Here is a 16,784-nt window from a genome sequence, read left to right on the forward strand (position 1 = left end):
GGGGGGGGGGGGGGGGGGGGGGGGGGGGGGGGGGGGGGGGGGGGGGGGGGGGGGGGGCCGGGCGGCGCCCCCCCCCCCCCCGCGACCGCCTCCGCGGTACCGAGGGTCGGATCAGCCGAGGGCCAGCCAGGCCACCCCCGCCAGGACGGCGATCGCCACGACCACGCCGACGATCAGGCCCACGCGCGGGCCGGAGGACTGCGCCGGGGCGGGCTGGTGCTGCTGGCGCTGCGGGGTGCCCTCGTCGACGAAGGCGCGGAACATCTGGGTGCTGCCGGCGGGGTCGTAGGAGCCATCAGAGCCCTGGCCGCCCTGGCCGTACGGTGCTTGGGGGTTGTGTGCCATGGCCCGGACCCTAGCGAAGGTGGCGTTCCGGACCCAAGCCCCGGCCCCTGAATCCCCACCGAACCCGCGCCCCACCCGCGCCCCACCCCCGTCACGGGCCCGTCACGGGCCCGCCGCAGGCCGCTCACCCCGCCTTCGACCCGCCCTCGACCCACCCTCCACGCGCTTTGCCGATTCTTTAGCGCGCTTTGACCGATTTAGTTTGCCTGAAGCAACCATCCATCTCTATGGTTGCTCTAAGCAACAAGATCAGGGGACCAGACACCAGGGAACAGGGGACCAGGGGACATCCGATGGAGACGCTGAGCCGCTACGAGGAGCTCGCCCGCGCGGTGAGCGCCATCGGCGCCGTGAAGCGCGGCATCGCCCGCGTCCTGCCCGCCCACTGCCAGGGCGGCGCGGCGGCGGTGCTCGCCCTCATCAACCACCACGGCGACATGCGGATGAGCCGGCTGGCCGAGGTCATGGCCGTCGACATGTCCGTCTGCAGCCGTCATGTGGCGCACACCGTGGAACACGGCTGGGTCGAGCGGATGCCCGACCCCGACGACAAGCGCTCCCGGATCCTGCGGCTCACCGACGAAGGCCACGCGATGCTCGGCGATCTCGACCGACGCGTCGCCGACGCCTTCGCCCGCCACCTCACGGAGTGGTCCGACGAAGACGTCGTCCTGCTCACCACCCTGCTCGCCCGGCTCCGCGACTCCTTCGGGGACTGCCGGGCCCAGCAGGGCTGACCCCCGCCACCGGCCCGCGACCGCGACCGTCACGCTCGCGCCACTCCACCCGCTCCACCGCAGACTTCACGCAAAGGAAACTCATGGCTACCACCGCACCTGCCACGGGTGTACGGGAAGGCCGGACCGACTCCACCGGTGCCCCGATGACGCACCGGCAGATCATGGAGGCGCTGTCCGGGCTTCTGCTCGGCATGTTCGTCGCCATCCTGTCCTCGACGATCGTCTCGAACGCCCTCCCCCAGATCATCACCGACCTCGGCGGCGGCCAGTCCGCCTACACCTGGGTCGTCACCGCCGCCCTCCTCTCGATGACGGCGACCACCCCGCTCTGGGGCAAGCTCGCGGACCTCTTCTCCAAGAAGCTGCTGGTCCAGATAGCCCTGGTCATCTACGTCACCGGCTCGGTCGTCGCCGGTCTCTCCCAGAACACCGGCATGCTGATCGCCTGCCGCGTGGTCCAGGGCATCGGCGTGGGCGGTCTGACCGCCCTCTCCCAGATCATCCTGGCCGCCATGATCGCCCCGCGTGAGCGCGGCCGGTACAGCGGCTACCTCGGCGCCACCTTCGCCGTCGCCACCGTCGGCGGCCCGCTGCTCGGCGGCGTCATCACCGACACCGAGTGGCTCGGCTGGCGCTGGTGCTTCTACGTCGGCGTGCCCTTCGCGCTCATCGCGCTGATCGTGCTGCAGAAGACCCTGAAGCTCCCCGTCGTGAAGCGCCAGGTCAAGGTCGACTGGGCGGGCGCCTTCTTCATCAGCGCCGCCGTCTCGCTGCTCCTGGTCTGGGTCACCTTCGCGGGCGACAAGTACGACTGGATGTCCTGGCAGACGGCCGCCATGGTCGGCGGTTCGGTCCTGCTCGGCGCGATCTTCCTGCTCGTCGAGTCCAAGGCGTCCGAGCCGATCATCCCGCTGCGCCTGTTCCGCAACCGCACGATCACGCTGGCCTCGCTGGCCTCGCTCTTCGTGGGTGTCGCGATGTTCGCCGGCACGGTCTTCTTCTCCCAGTACTTCCAGCTGGCTCGCAACGAGTCGCCGACGATGTCCGGCGTCCTCACCATCCCGATGATCGGCGGTCTGTTCGTCTCCTCGACGGTCTCCGGCATGATCATCACCAAGACCGGCCGCTGGAAGGCGTGGCTGGTCGCCGGCGGCGCCCTCGCCGCGGGCGGCCTCGGGCTGCTCGGCACGATCCGTTACGACACGGAGTACTGGCACATCGCCATCTTCATGGCGGTCCTCGGCCTCGGCCTGGGCATGATGATGCAGAACCTGGTCCTCTGCACGCAGAACCAGGTCGCCCCCTCCGACCTCGGCGCCGCCTCCTCCGTCGTCACCTTCTTCCGCTCCCTCGGCGGTGCGGTCGGTGTCTCGGCGCTCGGCGCGGTCATGGCCCACCGGGTCACCGACTACGTCAAGGACGGTCTGACCGAGCTCGGCCCGAAGGCCGCTGCGGCCATGGGCCAGGGCGGCGGCGGCATCCCCGACATGGACAAGCTGCCCGCCCCGATCCGTACGGTCATGGAGAGCGCGTACGGCCACGGCGTCGGCGACGTCTTCCTCTACTCGGCGCCCTTCGCGCTGCTGGCCTTCGTGGTGACGCTGTTCATCAAGGAGGTCGCGCTGAAGAGCAACACGGTCAAGCCCGAGGCGGGCGACCAGGCCGAGGTCTCCGAGAAGACCGGGTCCGAGAAGGCCGAAGCCACGGCCTGACACACAAGAACTCCCGACCGTGCTTCGAGCGGAGGCACGGCCGGGTGCGGTACGGAGCGGCGGGCAGGGGACGGCCCGCCGCTCCGTCATTTCTCCTGCGCGGTCCCCTGCGAGGTCTCCTCCGCGGCGCTGCGCGCCACCATCACCTCGATGCCAGCGACCAGCACGTCGAGCGCGTAGTCGAAGTCGCGGTCCCAGATCTCGTCGAGGGTGCCGTGCGAGCGGCGCTCGTCGAGGACCTCCGTCATCTCGTCCATGGACGCCAGGAACCGCTCGTCCTCGCGGAACGCCTCGATCGCGTCCGTGTAGTACTCGTCCTGCGACATCCCCGCCTGCCGCGCGGCCCCCTGGAACTGGCCCTCCAGCGTGCCGTAGCCGTACACGAACTGGAAGACGGCCGTGGTCGCGCTCGGCTGGCGGGAGATCGGCAGTCCGGTGTCCCGGATCGCCGACTGGATCTTGCCGCCGACGGCGACGGAGTGCGGCCCGATGTTGAGGTACTGGCCCGAGCACGCCGACAGCCAGGGGTGCCTGACCAGCATCCGCCGGTATTCGAGGGCGAGCACCCGGACCCGCTCCTGCCAGCCTCCGGCCGCGTCGACGGCGGCCACGTCGACCTCGGCATAACAGGTGTCGATCGCGTACTCGATGATGTCGTCCTTGGTGTCCACGTACCAGTACAGGGACATCGCGGTGACGTTCAGCTCGGTCGCCAGCTTGCGCATGGAGAGCTTGGTCAGGCCCTCCTCGTCGAGCATCCGGACGGACGCGGCGACGATCCGGTCGCGGTCGAGCCCGGCCGGGCCGCCCCCGCCGCGTGCGGGGACGTCCCGGTTCTCCAGCCAGACGCTGGAACGCGCCGGGTTCTTGGCCCTGTCCGCTGCCTTGACCATCGCGTTCCTCCGTCGTTCCGGTCGTCCGCGCCCAGCTTATGCAGCCGCGCTCCGTGCCTCCGTGCGCTCGGCGCGGCGCAGCAGCGCCGCCGCGAGCAGGCCGCCCGCGAAGACCGCGACCGCGCCGACCAGCTGGCTGGTCTGGAGGCCCGAGGCGAAGGCGTCGGAGATCGCCCGCCGCTCCGCGTCGCCGCCGGCCGCCGCGAGGGCCGCCGGGAGGGACGTGGCGGTGACGGTGACGAGCGCGGCGAAGCGGGCGTTGAGGACGGCGCCCAGGACGGCGACGCCGAGACCGTTGCCGAACTCGGCGAGGGTGCCGTTGACGCCCGCGCCGACACCGGCCTTCTCCGGCGGGATGGCGCTCATGATGGCGTTGGCCATGGCCGGGTTGGAGACGGCGAGGCCGACGCCCATCAGAACCAGGCCGAGCAGCATCCCCCAGTAGGTGCCCTCGGTGCCGCCGCCGATCACCGCGATCGAGGTGAGCCCGCCCGCGACCAGCGTCATGCCGACCGCCACGGTGAGCGGGGTGCCGAGCTTCAGCACGATCCGCGGGCCGACGCCGGTCAGGTTGAGCGCGACGACGGTCAGCGCCAGCGGCGCCATCCGCAGGCCCGCCTCCAGCGGCTCGTACCCGAGCACGAACTGCAGGTGCTGGGTGAGCAGGAACAGCGACCCGCCCATCCCGAACATCACCAGGATCGCGCCCGCGACCGCGCCCACGAACTTCTGGTTGCGGAAGAAGTGCATGTCGAGCATCGGATACGGGACGCGCAGCTCCCACAGCGCGAACGCGCCGAGCACGACGACGCCGATCGCGGCCGGGACCAGCACCTCGGTGGAGGTCCAGCCGTGCTCGGGGCCGGTGATGATCGCGTACACGGCGGCGGTCATGCCGATGGTGGAGAGCAGCGCGCCGACCAGGTCGGGGCGTTCGCCCTGCGGGTTCTTGGACTCGGGGACCAGCTTGAGGACGGCGACCAGGCCGAGCACGGCCACCGGGATGTTGATGAGGAAGATCATCCCCCACCAGAAGTGGTTGAGGATGGCGCCGCCGATCAGCGGCCCGGCGGCGAAGCCGAGCGAACCGACCGTCGCCCACAGCGCGATGGCCTTGACCCGCTCCGAGTCGTCGAAGATCTGCATGACGACGGCGAGCGTGGTGGTCATCAGCAGCGCGCCGCCGATGCCCATGCCCGCCCGGGCGGCGATCAACTGCGTGGAGGAGTCGGCGAGTCCGGCGGCGAGCGAGCCGAGCCCGAAGAGCGCGAGTCCGGCGGCGAGCAGCTTCTTGCGGCCGTAGCGGTCGGCGGCGTTGCCCGCGGTGAGCAGCAGGCCCGACTGGACCAGCGAGTAGGCGTTGATCATCCACTGGATGTCGCTGGTGGACGCGTGGAGTTCGCTGGTGAGGGAGGGGATGGCGACACCGAGGATGGTGTTGTCGAGCAGCACGGTGAGCTGGGCGAGGCAGATGACGCCGAGGATCAGCCAGCGCTGTGGGTGACCGCCGGAAGCGGCGGGCACGGCGGGTGCCGCGGTGGGTGGGGTCTCGGCGGTCGGCGCCGTCATGAGAGCTCCTTATACGGTGCACGAGGCAGGTTGCTCGTACACCGTACAAGGGCTCTCGTACGCTGTATAGGGATTTAGGTGAGCGGGTCGGTCAGGACGTGGCCGGGGTTCAGGCCGTGGGCCTCGTCAGGTCGTAGAAGGTGGCGTCGCCGACCGTGACCTTGGTGAAGGTCGACTCGACCCAGGAGGTGATGGCGCCGCTGGTCCCGGACCCGCCGCCCATGCCCCCGCCGCCGATGAGGTAGTGGATCCGGCCCTCCGCCACGTACCGCTTGAACTGCGCGAGCGTCGGGGACGGGTCGCTGCCGTTGAAGCCGCCGATCGCCATCACCGGCTTCTCGGTGGCGAGTTGGTAGCTCGCCGCGTTCTGGGCGCCGACGGCCGCCGCGACCCAGGTGTACGAGCTCGCGCCGTCGAGCAGCTTCGCCTTGGCCTCGGCCCCGACCTGGGCGCCGCCGAGGAGGCCGCCCATGCCACCGCCGCGGTTGCCTTCGCGGTTCGCACCACGATTGCCGTCACCGTCGGTACCGTCGGAGGTGCCCGGCATGCCCGGCATCCCCGGCGCCCCCGGGAACTGGCCCTGCCCCGGCGGCTGCTGGCCCTGGCCCGCACCCGTACCACCGGGCATCGCCATGCCCCCGCCCGGACCGCCGCCCTGACCCCCGCCCGGGAAAGCCATCCGGCCGCCCGGCCGCCCGCCAGGACCACCGCCAGGACCACCACCAAGACCGCCCGCCGGGCCCGCCGTCACGATCGACCCCTGGTGGCCCTGGCCGAGCGTCGCAAGGGTGTACGCGAAGGGCCCCGCGAGGCCCGCCGCCAGGCCGAGGCCCGCGAGCCCCAGGCCGAACCTCCGCCCGAGAACCCGCCCGAGAGCCCGGTCGAGACGGCCCGCGAACAGGCCCGTGCACAGCAGCCCGAGCGCCGCCGCGCACCCGGCCACCAGGACCGCCCAGCGCAACCACGGCAGCCAGTCCTGCGTCCGGCCGAGCAGCACCCAGCCCCACACCGCCGTGCCCGCGGCCGCCACCGCCAGCGCCGCCGAGGCCGCCCACTGGGCCCGCTCCTCCCACAGCACCGCCACGCCCATGCCGATCAGGGCGGCGAGGTACGGGGCCATGGCCACCGTGTAGTACTCGTGGAAGATCCCGGCCATGAAGCTGAAGACACCGGTCGTCATCAGCAGCGCGCCGCCCCACACCAGGAACGCGGCCCGGGCCGTGTCCGTGCGCGAGGCACGCCAGGTCACCACCAGCCCGGCCACCAGCAGGAACAGCGCGGCGGGCAGCAGCCAGGAGATCTGGCCGCCGATCTGCTCGTTGAACATCCGGCCGAGACCCGTCTCGCCCCAGCCGCCACCACCGCCGCCACCGCGCCCGCCGCCCGGCGCGCCCGGCATCCCCGCGCCGCCGCCCGCGAACTCGGCGCCACCCGGCAGCTCGAAGCCGCCCGCACCGCCCCCGGCACCGCCACGGGCGCCGCCGCCCACGCTCCCGACCTCGTCGCCGTTGAGCCGCCCGAGGCCGTTGTAGCCGAAGGTCAGCTCCAGGAAACTGTTGTTCTGCGAGCCGCCGACATACGGCCGCGAGGACTTCGGCCACAGCTCGACCAGGGCCACCCACCAGCCCGCCGACACCACGAGCGCGAGCCCGCCGAGCGCCAGCCGGCCGAGCCGGCGACCGAGACCGCCCGGCGCGCAGACCACGTACACGAGCGCCAGGACCGGCAGGATCAGGAACGCCTGAAGGGTCTTCGCGAGGAACGCGAAGCCGATCGCCACCCCCGCCCACACCAGCCACCGCGCCGCGCCCCGGTCCAGCTCCAGGGCGCGCAGCACGCAGTACACGGCGACCGTCATCAGCAGGGCGAGCAGGGCGTCCGGGTTGTTGAACCGGAACATCAGCGCGGCGACCGGGGTCAGTGCCAGCACCGCGCCCGCGATCAGGCCCGCGCCCGCGCCGAACCGGCGCCGTACCGCCGCGTACAGGACACCGACGGTCGCCACGCCCATCAGCACCTCGGGCACCAGGATCTGCCAGGAACCGAGGCCGAAGAGACGGACGGACAGGGCCATCGGCCAGAGCGCGGCCGGGGGCTTGTCGACGGTGATGGCGTTCGCGGAGTCGAGCGAGCCGAAGAAGAACGCCTTCCAGCTCTCGCCGCCCGCCTGGACGGCGGCCGAGTAGAAGGAGTTGGCGTAGCCGCTGGAGCCGAGGTTCCACAGGTAGAGGGCGGCGGTGAGCAGCAGCAGGCCGTAGAGCGCCGGGCGGGCCCAGGGCGCGTCCTCGGGCCGGCCGCGCCAGGCGCGCCGGGCTCGGTCGGCCAGGGCCCGGGGGGTCAGGGATCCGGTGCTCCGGACCCCGGTGGTCAGGGAGTTCATCAGCTGGTCGTCCTCGTCAGGTCCTGGTGAGGGAACGCTCCGGGAACACCCAGAGCCGGAAGAGCAGGAAGCGCACGACCGTCGCCGCGAGATTGGCGACGATCAGCACCGCGAGCTCGGTCGAATGCGCCGGATCGCCGGTCGCCGCCCCGAGCGCGGCCAGCGAGCCGCTGGTCAGAGCGAGACCGATGCCGAACACCACGAGCCCCTGCGCCTGGTGGCGGGCGGCCAGGGCCCGGCCCCGCACGCCGAAGGTGAGCCGCCGGTTCGCGGCGGTGTTGGCGACGGCGGAGATCAGCAGGGCGGCGGCGTTCGCGAGCTGGGCGCCGACGCCGTACCGGAAGAGGGAGTACAGCGCCAGGTAGCAGAGCGTCGACAGGACCCCGACCACGCAGAAGCCGACCAGCTGGCGGGCGAGCCCGCCCGGCACGCCGGACAGTTCGCGGTCGCGCGGGTCGTCGCCGAACGGGCGGGCCAGCCGGTCGAGCGGCAGCGAACCGGTCGCGAGCGCCCGCCCCACCCGCAGCACGCCCTTGAGGTCGTCGGTGGCGGTCCGGACGAGGTGCACGGTCGAACGCGGGTCGTCGACCCAGTCCACCGGCACCTCGTGGATGCGCAGCCCGGCCCGTTCGGCGAGCACCAGCATCTCGGTGTCGAAGAACCAGCCGGTGTCCTCGACCATCGGCAGCAGCCGCTCGGCCACCTCCCGCCGGATCGCCTTGAAGCCGCACTGGGCGTCCGAGAAGCGGGCGGCGAGCGAGCCGCGCAGGATCAGGTTGTAGGCGCGCGAGATGAACTCCCGCTTCGGCCCGCGCACCACGCGCGAGGAGCGGCTGAGCCGCGAGCCGATCGCCAGGTCGGAGTGGCCCGAGATCAGCGGGGCGACCAGCGGGAGCAGCGCGTTCAGGTCGGTGGACAGATCCACGTCCATGTAGGCGAGGACCGGCGCGTCCGACGCCGACCACACCGTCCGCAACGCCCGCCCCCGGCCCTTCTGTTCGAGGCGCACACTGCGCACCTCGGGCAGCCGGGCGGCGAGCCCGGCGGCGATCAGCGGGGTCGAGTCGGTGGAGGCGTTGTCGGCGACGGTGACGCGGAAGGCGTACGGGAAGGTCCTGGACAGGTGCTCGTGCAGCCGCAGCACGCACGGCTCCAGGTCCTGCTCCTCGTTGAAGACGGGGACCACCACGTCGAGGACGGGCCGGCCGGCCGCGCCCACGGGCAGGTGCTCCCGGGCGGGGAGCGTTTCGGCGCTCGGTGACGTTCGCATGGTCCGACGGTCGCCGGGCGCGCTGTCACGGCTGTGTGGCGAGGCTGTGGCGGGCCTGTGAGTCGCCGCCGTACTCATGTGCCTCGGCCCGGGGGCCGGGGGGCTGTACGGGGCGGGGGCGCGGGCGGCTACGCGCCGTGGCCCGGGCCCGACTTCGGCAGGCGTACGGCGAACACCGTCCGGCCCGGCGCGCTGGTCACGGTCACCTCGCCGCCGTGCGCCTGGACGACGGCCCGGACGATGGCCAGGCCGAGACCGGTGCTGCCGGTGGTCCTGGCCCGGGAGGCGTCGCCGCGCGCGAAGCGTTCGAAGACGGAGGGGAGCAGGGCGGCCGGGATGCCGGGCCCGTCGTCCTCGATCTCCACGACCGCTCCGGCAGCGGCGACCCCGTCGGTGGCGGGGCGGGCGGCCTCGCGCAGCCGGGCGGTGACGGTGGTGCCGGGCGGGGTGTGGGTACGGGCGTTCGCGAGCAGGTTCACCAGGACCTGGTGCAGCCGGGCGGCGTCGGCCGCCACCTTCACCGGGGCGTCGCCCGGCGGGAGTTCGATCCGCCAGTGGTGGTCGGGCCCGGCCACCCGGGCGTCCGAGACCGCGTCCACCACGAGGAGGGAGAGATCACTGCTCTCGTACGAGAGCGGGCGTCCCGCGTCGAGCCGCGCGAGCAGCAACAGGTCCTCCACCAGCCCCGTCATCCGGGTCGCCTCGGACTCGATCCGCCCGAGCGCGTGCCGGGTGTCGGGACCGCAGTCCTCCCGGCCACGGCCGCGCCGGGTCAGCTCCGCGTAACCCCGGATCGAGGCCAGCGGCGTGCGCAGCTCATGACTGGCGTCCGCGACGAACTGCCGCACCCGCGTCTCGCTCTGCTGGCGCGCGTCCAGCGCCGAATGCACATGGTCCAGCATCCGGTTGATGGCCGCGCCGACCTGCCCCACCTCGGTGCGCGGATCGGCCTGCGCCTCCGGCACCCGGTGGTCGAGCGCCACCTCGCCGCTGTGCAGCGGCAGCCGCGCCACCTGCGCCGCCGTCACGGTGACCCGTCGCAGCGGCCGCAGGGCGACCCGTACGAGCACCGTCCCGGCCAGCGAGGCCGCGACCAGACCGGCGCCGGTCACGCTCAGCTCGACCACGATCAGCGTCGACAGCGAGTCCTGCAGACCGGCCAGCGGCACGGCCACCACGAAGGTCCCGTACTTGCCGTGCGCGTACTGCGCCCGGTAGTCCCCGAGCCCGCCCGGCAGCGCCACCGTGTGCGGGGTGCCGTCCTTCGGTACGGAGCCGAGCGCGGCGAGCTGCGCCGGGTCCAGCTCCTCATGGCTGGGCCGCGGCCCGTACGGCCCCTCCGGCGACGACACCGACCGCTCGCCGGACACCACCCGCCCGTCCTCGACGACCGCGCCGACCGTCCCGAGCGGCGCGCCGGGTCCGGTCACGAACTCCCCCGGATCGCGCGGCAGATCGCCGCGCGGCAGCGCGAGTGGCGCGGGCACCGGCGGCCCGGCGGCCCGGTTGACGACGTTCTGGAGCTGGGTGTCGACCTGGTCGTACAGGTACGAGCGGAACGCGATCGTCGTCACCGTGCCGATCACCGCGCAGACAACGGCGATGAGGGCGACGGCGGAGACGACGAGCCGGGTGCGCAGCGACCAGGGGGAACGGAGCCGCCGGAGCGGCCCGCGGAACCGGAGCGCGCGGAACCGGAGCGCGCGGAACCGGAGCCGGGGCGGCCGGGCCGCCTGCTCCTCGCCCCGGGCCTCGCCCCGGTCCTTGCTCCGGCCCTTGCTCCGGTAATCGCCCCGGTCCGCTCCCCCGTCCTCTCCCGGTGCGGGCACGCGTACGGCGACGGACACGCCCGCCTACTCCCCCGGCTTGATCAGATATCCGGCACCGCGCCGGGTGTGGATCATCGGGCTGCGCCCGGCGTCGAGCTTCCGCCGCAGATAGGAGATGTAGAGCTCGACGACGTTGGCCTGGCCGCCGAAGTCGTACGACCACACCCGGTCCAGGATCTGCGCCTTCGACAGCACCCGGCGCGGGTTGCGCATCAGGAAGCGCAGCAGCTCGAACTCGGTCGCGGTGAGATGGATGGAGTCGCCGCCCCTGGACACCTCGTGGCTGTCCTCGTCGAGGGTGAGGTCGCCGACCGTGAGCACCGACTCGGCGCGCGCCTGGGCGGCGCCCGAACGCCGGATGAGCCCGCGCAGCCGGGCCACGACCTCCTCCAGGCTGAACGGCTTGGTGACGTAGTCGTCGCCGCCCGCCGTGAGCCCGGCGATCCGGTCCTCCAGCGCGTCCTTCGCGGTGAGGAACAGGACCGGCACCTCCGGCAGCTCGCGCCGAAGCCGCCCGAGGACGGCGAGCCCGTCCATGTCGGGCAGCATCATGTCCAGCAGCACGACGTCGGGCCGGAACTCCCGCGCGATCCGCAGCGCCCCGGCCCCGTCACCGGCGCTGTGCACCTGCCAGCCCTCGTAGCGCAGGGCCATCGACAGCAGCTCGGCGAGCGATGCCTCGTCGTCGACGACGAGGACGCGGACGGCGGTGCCGTCGGGCCGGAGCAGATCGGTACGCGAGCGTGGGGTGGTCGCAGTCATGGGGACCACGCTCGCGGCGGCGGGTGAGACGCCCCTTTCGCTTTCCTGTGAATTCCCTGAGAAACGTCAGGTTCCCTGAGAAACGTCAGAGAGCCGGCTCAGGAAGTGGCCCTGGCGGCCCGAGGGGTCCGAACAGCCGGGCCGCGTTGTCGTGGCAGACCGCGCGGAGCCAGTCGTCGCCGAGCCCGAGCCGTTCGAGGGCGTGCAGCTGGTGGACGTACGGATAGGGGATGTTCGGGAAGTCGGAGCCGAGCAGCACCCGCTCGCGCAGCGCGTCGAGCCGCTTCGGGCCGTCCGCCGGGAACGGCGCGAGCTCCTCGCTGAAGTCGGTGAAGGCCATGGTGGTGTCGAGGTGGACGCGCTCGTACCGCTCGGCGAGGTCGAGGAACTCCCCGTACTCCGGCATCCCCATGTGCGCCACGACGAGCGGCAGCCGGGGGTGCCGGGCGAGCAGCCGGGCGATCGGGCCGGGACCGGTGTACGGGCCGGGGGCCGGGCCCGAGCCGCAGTGCACGACGACCGGGACGCCCGCCTCCGCGAGCGTGCCCCAGACCTGGTCGAGCAGCGGGTCGTTCGGGTCGTAGCCGCCGACCTGGACGTGCGCCTTGAAGACCCGGGCGCCACGGGCCAGGGCGCGGCCCACGAGGTCGGGCGCGCCGGGCTCGGGGAAGAAGGTCGCGGTGTGCAGGCAGTCGGGCACCCGGGCGGCGAAGTCGGCGGCCCAGTCGTTGAGCCAGCCGGCCATGTCGGGCTTGTGCGGGTAGAGCATCGCGGTGAAGCGGCGCACCCCGAAGGCGCGCAGCAGCTCGACCCGGCGGTCCTCCTCGGCGCGGTAGCGGATGGGCCAGGGGCGGCCGGTGAGCGGGCCCGCGGAGTCGAAGTAGGCCCAGACCTTGTCGAGGACGCCGCGGGGCATGAAGTGGGTGTGGACGTCGATGAGACCGGGGAGGCCGAGGCGGCGCGCGAAGCGCCGTACGTCGGCGGCTTCGGCTCCGGCTTCGGCCTCCGTGGTGGCGCCGGTTCCGGCTTCGGCTCCGGCTGCGGCCTCCGTGGTGGCGCCGGTTCCGGCGTCAGTCCCCGTCATGGCCGTAGCTCCGCTCGACCCGGCCGATGTGGACGCGGTAGCTGTCGTACCAGTGCGCGCGGCCGTGCCGCTTCGCGGCCTGGTGCTCCGGGTGGTCCCGCCAGGCGTCGAGCCCGGCGAGGTCGCGGAAGTAGGCGACGGTGATGCCGAGGCCGCCGGGGGTGCGGGCGGACTCGTAGCCGAGGAACCCGGGCATGTCCTGGACGAGGTCCTTGAGATGGTCGACGGTCTCGGCGTACCCCTCGGGGGCGTCGGGCCGGACCGAGGTGAACACGGCGGTGTAGTAGGGCGGTTCGAAGCCGCCCACGGGGCGCGGGGTCATGTGATCAACCCTGCGGGGCGGCGGGGGCGGGTGTCCATGGCGACTACCGAAGGGGATCCAAAAGGGATCCAAGTCTTTGCCGTTCACCCCTTCCGCCCCGCGCCCCCGCTCAGAAAAGGGCGTCCTGACTGTCCTCGGCCAGGGCCGCTGACCGGGCATCTGACCGGGCCGGGGATACGGCCAGGGGCACGGAGACGTGCGGGTCCTCGGGTCCCGCGACGAGCCCCCAGCCGGTGAGCAGCCGGGTGTCGAGGACGAGGGTGCCGCCGTCGGCGGCGGGCCCGGCGAGGTGCAGGTCGGGCCCGGCGGCGGCGAGCAGCCGCCCGGCGACCACCCCGTCGTCGACGAGTTCGGTGACGACGGCGACGGGCCCGGTCCCCCGCTCCTCAAGGCCCGCGAGCCCGAAGGGACCGGCGTGGTCCGTGACCCGGCACGGCAGCGGTTCGAGCGTCTCCGACCAGGCGGGCACGGCGGCGGCCCGCGCGTGGAGCTCCGCGACCTCGCGGGCCCGCTCGGGAGCGGGCGGCAGCCCGTACCGTACGGCCCGCTTCCGCGCGTACGGGATCCGGTCGGGCACGGCGAGCGCGGCCCGCAGCACCTCCTCGGTCCTGCGGGCGGCCATCAGCGGCCCGCGGCCGAGCCAGCTGAACGCGACCGCGCCCTGTTCGAGCAGCCGCGCCGGGCCGCGCTCCTCGCCCGTGATGCCGACCTTGACGAGTCCTGGCCCGAACCAGGCGAGATAGACGCGGTACGGGCGGGGGTCGTCGGCCATCGTGTCGGCGGCGACCGAGTGGGCCCGGTCCAGGCGCGCGCACTCGGCGCACCGGCCGCCGGTGCCGCGGCCCGGCACGGTGGCGGCGAGGGGGCAGGGGTTGCCGCGGGCGCCGGAGCAGCGGCGGGCACCGCCGACGGCGCGGAAGGCGAGCGGCTGCCCGTACGCGAGCGGGCTGACCCGCCCGCCCGCACCCGCCCAGCGCAGTGCGGGGGTCCCGTCCCGCCAGGTGATCCCGGCGCTCCGCCACTCCATGGCGTCCAGTGTGCGGTGTCAAGGACGGAGTGGACAACGACGGAAGTGGATCTCCGTGCGGGGTTGTCGGAGACCGCCCACGGGGCGGTGGATACGCTGACGCGACGAGGCCGGGGGGCCGGGACCGGGGGCCTGAGGGCCCGGAGCCGTGCGGATCGGACCCCGGTCGACGACCTCGTACGAGCCCTCGTACGCCGCCCTCGTACGCCGCCCTCCGGCGCGTACCCAGCCGTACCGATCCGAACGGAACCACGCACGCCATGAGCACGCCCCAGACGGACACCCCCGCGGCGGAACCCCGCCTCGTCGAACCGAAGCAGCGCGGATTCCTCATCGTGAACTCCCACCCGGAGGGGGCGGCGGCGACCGTGCGCCGCGCCTGGGCCGAGATCCCGGCGGCCGACGCGAACACCGAAGCCGACGCGAACACCGAACTCCGGGGGAGCGGGGGGAGCGGGCCGGTCGTGCTGGTCCTCGGCCACTCGGCCGGGTACGGCCTCGCCACGCTCCTCGCGGGCCTGCGGCGGCACGGCATCCGGGGTGTCGGCGTCGCCTTCGAGGGCGCGGACAACGGGCGGCGGACGGCGACGGCCGGCTGGTACCGGACGGCGGCCGCCGCCGAGCTGGTCCGCGAGACGGACGGCGACTTCGTCTTCGTCAACGCCGACGCCTTCTCCGACGCGGGCAAGAAGCAGGTCCTCGACCTGGTCGAGGAGCGCTACGGGCCGGTCGACCACCTGATCTACAGCCTGGCCGCCCCGCGCCGCACCGACCCGGCCACCGGCACCGTGCACCACTCGGTGATCAAGCCGCTGGGCGGGCCGTACGAGGCGCCCGCGCTCGACTTCTCGGGCCCGGCGCCCGAGGTGTCCCGGATCCGCCTCGAACCGGGCACGGAGGAGGAGACGGCGGCCACCGTCGCGGTGATGGGCGGCGCGGACTGGCGGCTGTGGACGGCGGCGCTGGCCGAACGCGGCCTGCTCGCCGCCGGGTTCACCACGGTGGCGCTGACCTATGTCGGCTCGGAGGTCACGGCCCCCGTCTACCGGCAGGGCACCATCGGCGCCGCCAAGGAGCACCTGGAGCGGACCGCCCGTACCCTCGCGGACTCGCCCGCGCTGACGGCGGTCGGCGGCCGGGCGTTCACGGTGGTGGCGGGCGCCGCGGTGACCCAGGCGTCAAGCGCGATCCCGTCGATCGCCCTCTACACGGCCTTCCTCCGCACGGTCCTCGGCCCCGAGGGCTTCCGCTCCCCGGCCGACCAGGCCGTCGACCTGTGGGACCAGCTGACCGGCCGCAGCCCGCTGGTCCTGGACGACGCGGGCCGGATCCGCCTCGACGGCTGGGAGCTGGACCCGGCGGTGCAGGACCGGGTGCGGGCGCTGTGGGCGGACCCGGAGGCGGGCCTGCGCGAGGCGCGGGGCGGCGCGGACTGGTTCATGGGCCAGGTGCGGGAGCTGTACGGGTGGGGCGTGGCGGGCGTGGACTACGCGCCGCCGGTGCTCACGGCCGTCCCCTGGCCGTCGCTTTCGTCGGCGTCGGAGTAAAGCTTTCCGTTCTCCCCTCAGGGGAGGACGTAGAGGAGCCCGCCGTCGGTGCCCGCGCCGCCCGCGTGGCGCATGCAGCCGCGCTCGACCAGGGTCCGTACGCAGTCGCGGACCCGGTCGGTGGTGAGGCCGGTGCGGTCGGCGACCTCCTCCAGGCGGTAGCGGACCCCGCCACGGACGAGGGCCGGGGCGAGATAGGCGGCGACGGCGTGGACGTCGGCGCCGACGACGGCGTCACGGGCGCACCAGGAGGCGAGGAGCTCCTGCGGGGTGCGGGCGGCGGGGACGGGCAGGGGGTGGTCCGCGCCCGGCTCGGGCGGGAGGGCGCGCTGGGCGGGGACGGCGAGGCGTTCGAGGGATTCGAGCGAGTCGGCGATCCGGTGCAGGTCCCGCCCGGCCTCGCGGAGCAGCGCGCCGCACTCGGCGGCCGGGTCGGCGTCGAGCCGCAGTGCGCTCTCCTCAAGCCGTACGAGGACGTCGAGGAGGCGCTGCGGGAGGACGAAGCCCGAGGTGACGGGGGAGAGTTCGAGTCCGTACGAGCCGTCGCGCTGCACCCCGGCGACGACCTCGGCGGCCCACTCGCGAAACGGCGCGGTCTCGGCGCGGGCGGAGGCGTTGACGAGCTGGACGAGCCCTTCGAGGCAGACGACGCGGGTGGCGGCGCGCATGCCGTTGCGGAGGGCGGCGCCGGGGCCGTGGAGTTCGAGGGGCAGCTCGGCGACGGTGGTGTGCAGGGCGTCCGCGACATGGGCGCGGAGCGCCTGGCGGGCACTGGCGTGGCCGAGCGCGCGGGCCGCCTCGACGGCGGGGAACCAGTGGGTCCCGTCGGGCAATGTGAGCCGGGGCAGCCGCCTGCCGAGGGCGGCGTGCACGAAGTCGTCGATGTCGATGGCGTCGCTGGCCGCATGGGACTCACTGGCGCTCATGGGCGTCACCTCCACCTGCACGCTAGGCCGAGGGCATATTCAACTGACATGGAAATCAGCTCGGTTCACCCGAAGGTGTGGGTCGGCGCGGCGTGTCGCCGGGGTCGGAGGAGGGGAGCGGGGCGCTGTCCGGGTCGGCGACGAGATCCCGTACCCGGTCCGGGGACCAGCCCCGGGCGACCCCCGGACAGCCGAGCAGACAGGCGACGACCTCCTCGTCGGACAGGTCCCGGCCTCGCGCAGGCCGGCTCCGAGGACGGGAGCGGTGCCACCTCGCCGAGCCGCCAGGGCGCGGTGAAGGTGAGCAACGGCGCGCCGTCCCGTTCCCCGGCGCACAGCAGCGTCTCGTAGCGCCCGGGTCCGAGAGCCGCACGCCCC

14 protein-coding genes are annotated in these 16,784 nt (G+C 73.6%); 3 read left to right on the forward strand and 11 right to left on the reverse strand.

The window, feature by feature from the left end:
* Positions 1-111: 111 nt before the first annotated feature.
* Positions 112-345 carry a hypothetical protein gene (locus tag ACIPXM_RS26185; RefSeq protein ID WP_401659911.1) on the reverse strand — a complete coding sequence of 78 codons (234 nt, stop codon included), beginning with the start codon at positions 343-345 and terminating at the stop codon, positions 112-114.
* A gap of 293 nt (positions 346-638) precedes the next feature.
* Here ACIPXM_RS26185 and ACIPXM_RS26190 point away from each other — a divergent pair, with 293 nt between their 5' ends.
* A complete protein-coding gene (locus ACIPXM_RS26190) occupies positions 639-1,082 on the forward strand; it encodes a MarR family winged helix-turn-helix transcriptional regulator (RefSeq protein WP_401659914.1) in 444 nt (147 codons plus the stop codon).
* A gap of 83 nt (positions 1,083-1,165) precedes the next feature.
* Entirely contained in the window at positions 1,166-2,797 is a 1,632-nt protein-coding gene (locus tag ACIPXM_RS26195; protein WP_401659917.1) for an MDR family MFS transporter, read from the forward strand.
* A gap of 86 nt (positions 2,798-2,883) precedes the next feature.
* Here the strand turns inward: ACIPXM_RS26195 and ACIPXM_RS26200 are convergent, their stop codons facing one another.
* The 9 genes from ACIPXM_RS26200 to ACIPXM_RS26240 form a co-directional block, all read right to left on the reverse strand.
* Entirely contained in the window at positions 2,884-3,690 is an 807-nt protein-coding gene (locus tag ACIPXM_RS26200; RefSeq protein WP_401659920.1) for a TetR/AcrR family transcriptional regulator, read from the reverse strand.
* A 36-nt stretch (positions 3,691-3,726) separates the two neighbouring features.
* Positions 3,727-5,259, reverse strand: a complete 1,533-nt coding sequence (locus ACIPXM_RS26205; protein WP_401659923.1) for an MFS transporter — start codon at positions 5,257-5,259, stop codon at positions 3,727-3,729.
* A 109-nt stretch (positions 5,260-5,368) separates the two neighbouring features.
* Positions 5,369-7,639, reverse strand: a complete 2,271-nt coding sequence (locus tag ACIPXM_RS26210) for an ArnT family glycosyltransferase (RefSeq protein WP_401659926.1) — start codon at positions 7,637-7,639, stop codon at positions 5,369-5,371.
* 16 nt (positions 7,640-7,655) lie between these two features.
* The gene (locus tag ACIPXM_RS26215) at positions 7,656-8,909 is read right to left on the reverse strand and encodes a glycosyltransferase (protein ID WP_401659928.1); all 1,254 of its coding nucleotides are present in this window, start codon (positions 8,907-8,909) and stop codon (positions 7,656-7,658) included.
* Positions 8,910-9,037: 128 nt separating this feature from the next.
* Positions 9,038-10,549, reverse strand: coding sequence for a sensor histidine kinase (locus ACIPXM_RS26220; RefSeq protein ID WP_401660370.1), 1,512 nt, complete (start codon positions 10,547-10,549; stop codon positions 9,038-9,040).
* Between the two features lie 213 nt (positions 10,550-10,762).
* A complete protein-coding gene (locus ACIPXM_RS26225) occupies positions 10,763-11,500 on the reverse strand; it encodes a response regulator transcription factor (RefSeq protein WP_401659931.1) in 738 nt (245 codons plus the stop codon).
* Positions 11,501-11,585: 85 nt separating this feature from the next.
* Positions 11,586-12,584 (reverse strand): amidohydrolase family protein, encoded by a 999-nt coding sequence (locus tag ACIPXM_RS26230; protein WP_401659934.1) that lies wholly within the window; start codon positions 12,582-12,584, stop codon positions 11,586-11,588.
* On the reverse strand, positions 12,571-12,906 hold the full coding sequence (locus ACIPXM_RS26235) for an antibiotic biosynthesis monooxygenase family protein (RefSeq protein ID WP_401659937.1): 336 nt from the start codon (positions 12,904-12,906) through the stop codon (positions 12,571-12,573). The genes ACIPXM_RS26230 and ACIPXM_RS26235 overlap by 14 nt, the downstream gene beginning before the upstream one ends.
* Before the next feature lie 109 nt (positions 12,907-13,015).
* On the reverse strand, positions 13,016-13,933 hold the full coding sequence (locus tag ACIPXM_RS26240) for a DUF2797 domain-containing protein (RefSeq protein WP_401659940.1): 918 nt from the start codon (positions 13,931-13,933) through the stop codon (positions 13,016-13,018).
* Positions 13,934-14,193: 260 nt separating this feature from the next.
* On the opposite strand from ACIPXM_RS26240, the gene ACIPXM_RS26245 reads away from it, so the two are divergent.
* Positions 14,194-15,480, forward strand: a complete 1,287-nt coding sequence (locus ACIPXM_RS26245; RefSeq protein WP_401659943.1) for an enoyl-[acyl-carrier-protein] reductase FabV — start codon at positions 14,194-14,196, stop codon at positions 15,478-15,480.
* Positions 15,481-15,497: 17 nt separating this feature from the next.
* On the opposite strand, the gene ACIPXM_RS26250 is transcribed toward ACIPXM_RS26245, so the two are convergent.
* Positions 15,498-16,406, reverse strand: a complete 909-nt coding sequence (locus tag ACIPXM_RS26250) for a BRO family protein (RefSeq protein WP_401659946.1) — start codon at positions 16,404-16,406, stop codon at positions 15,498-15,500.
* Positions 16,407-16,784: the final 378 nt, after the last annotated feature.

Source organism: Streptomyces sp. NPDC090025 (assembly GCF_044748125.1).
In the GTDB taxonomy this organism is placed as follows: Bacteria; Actinomycetota; Actinomycetes; order Streptomycetales; family Streptomycetaceae; genus Streptomyces.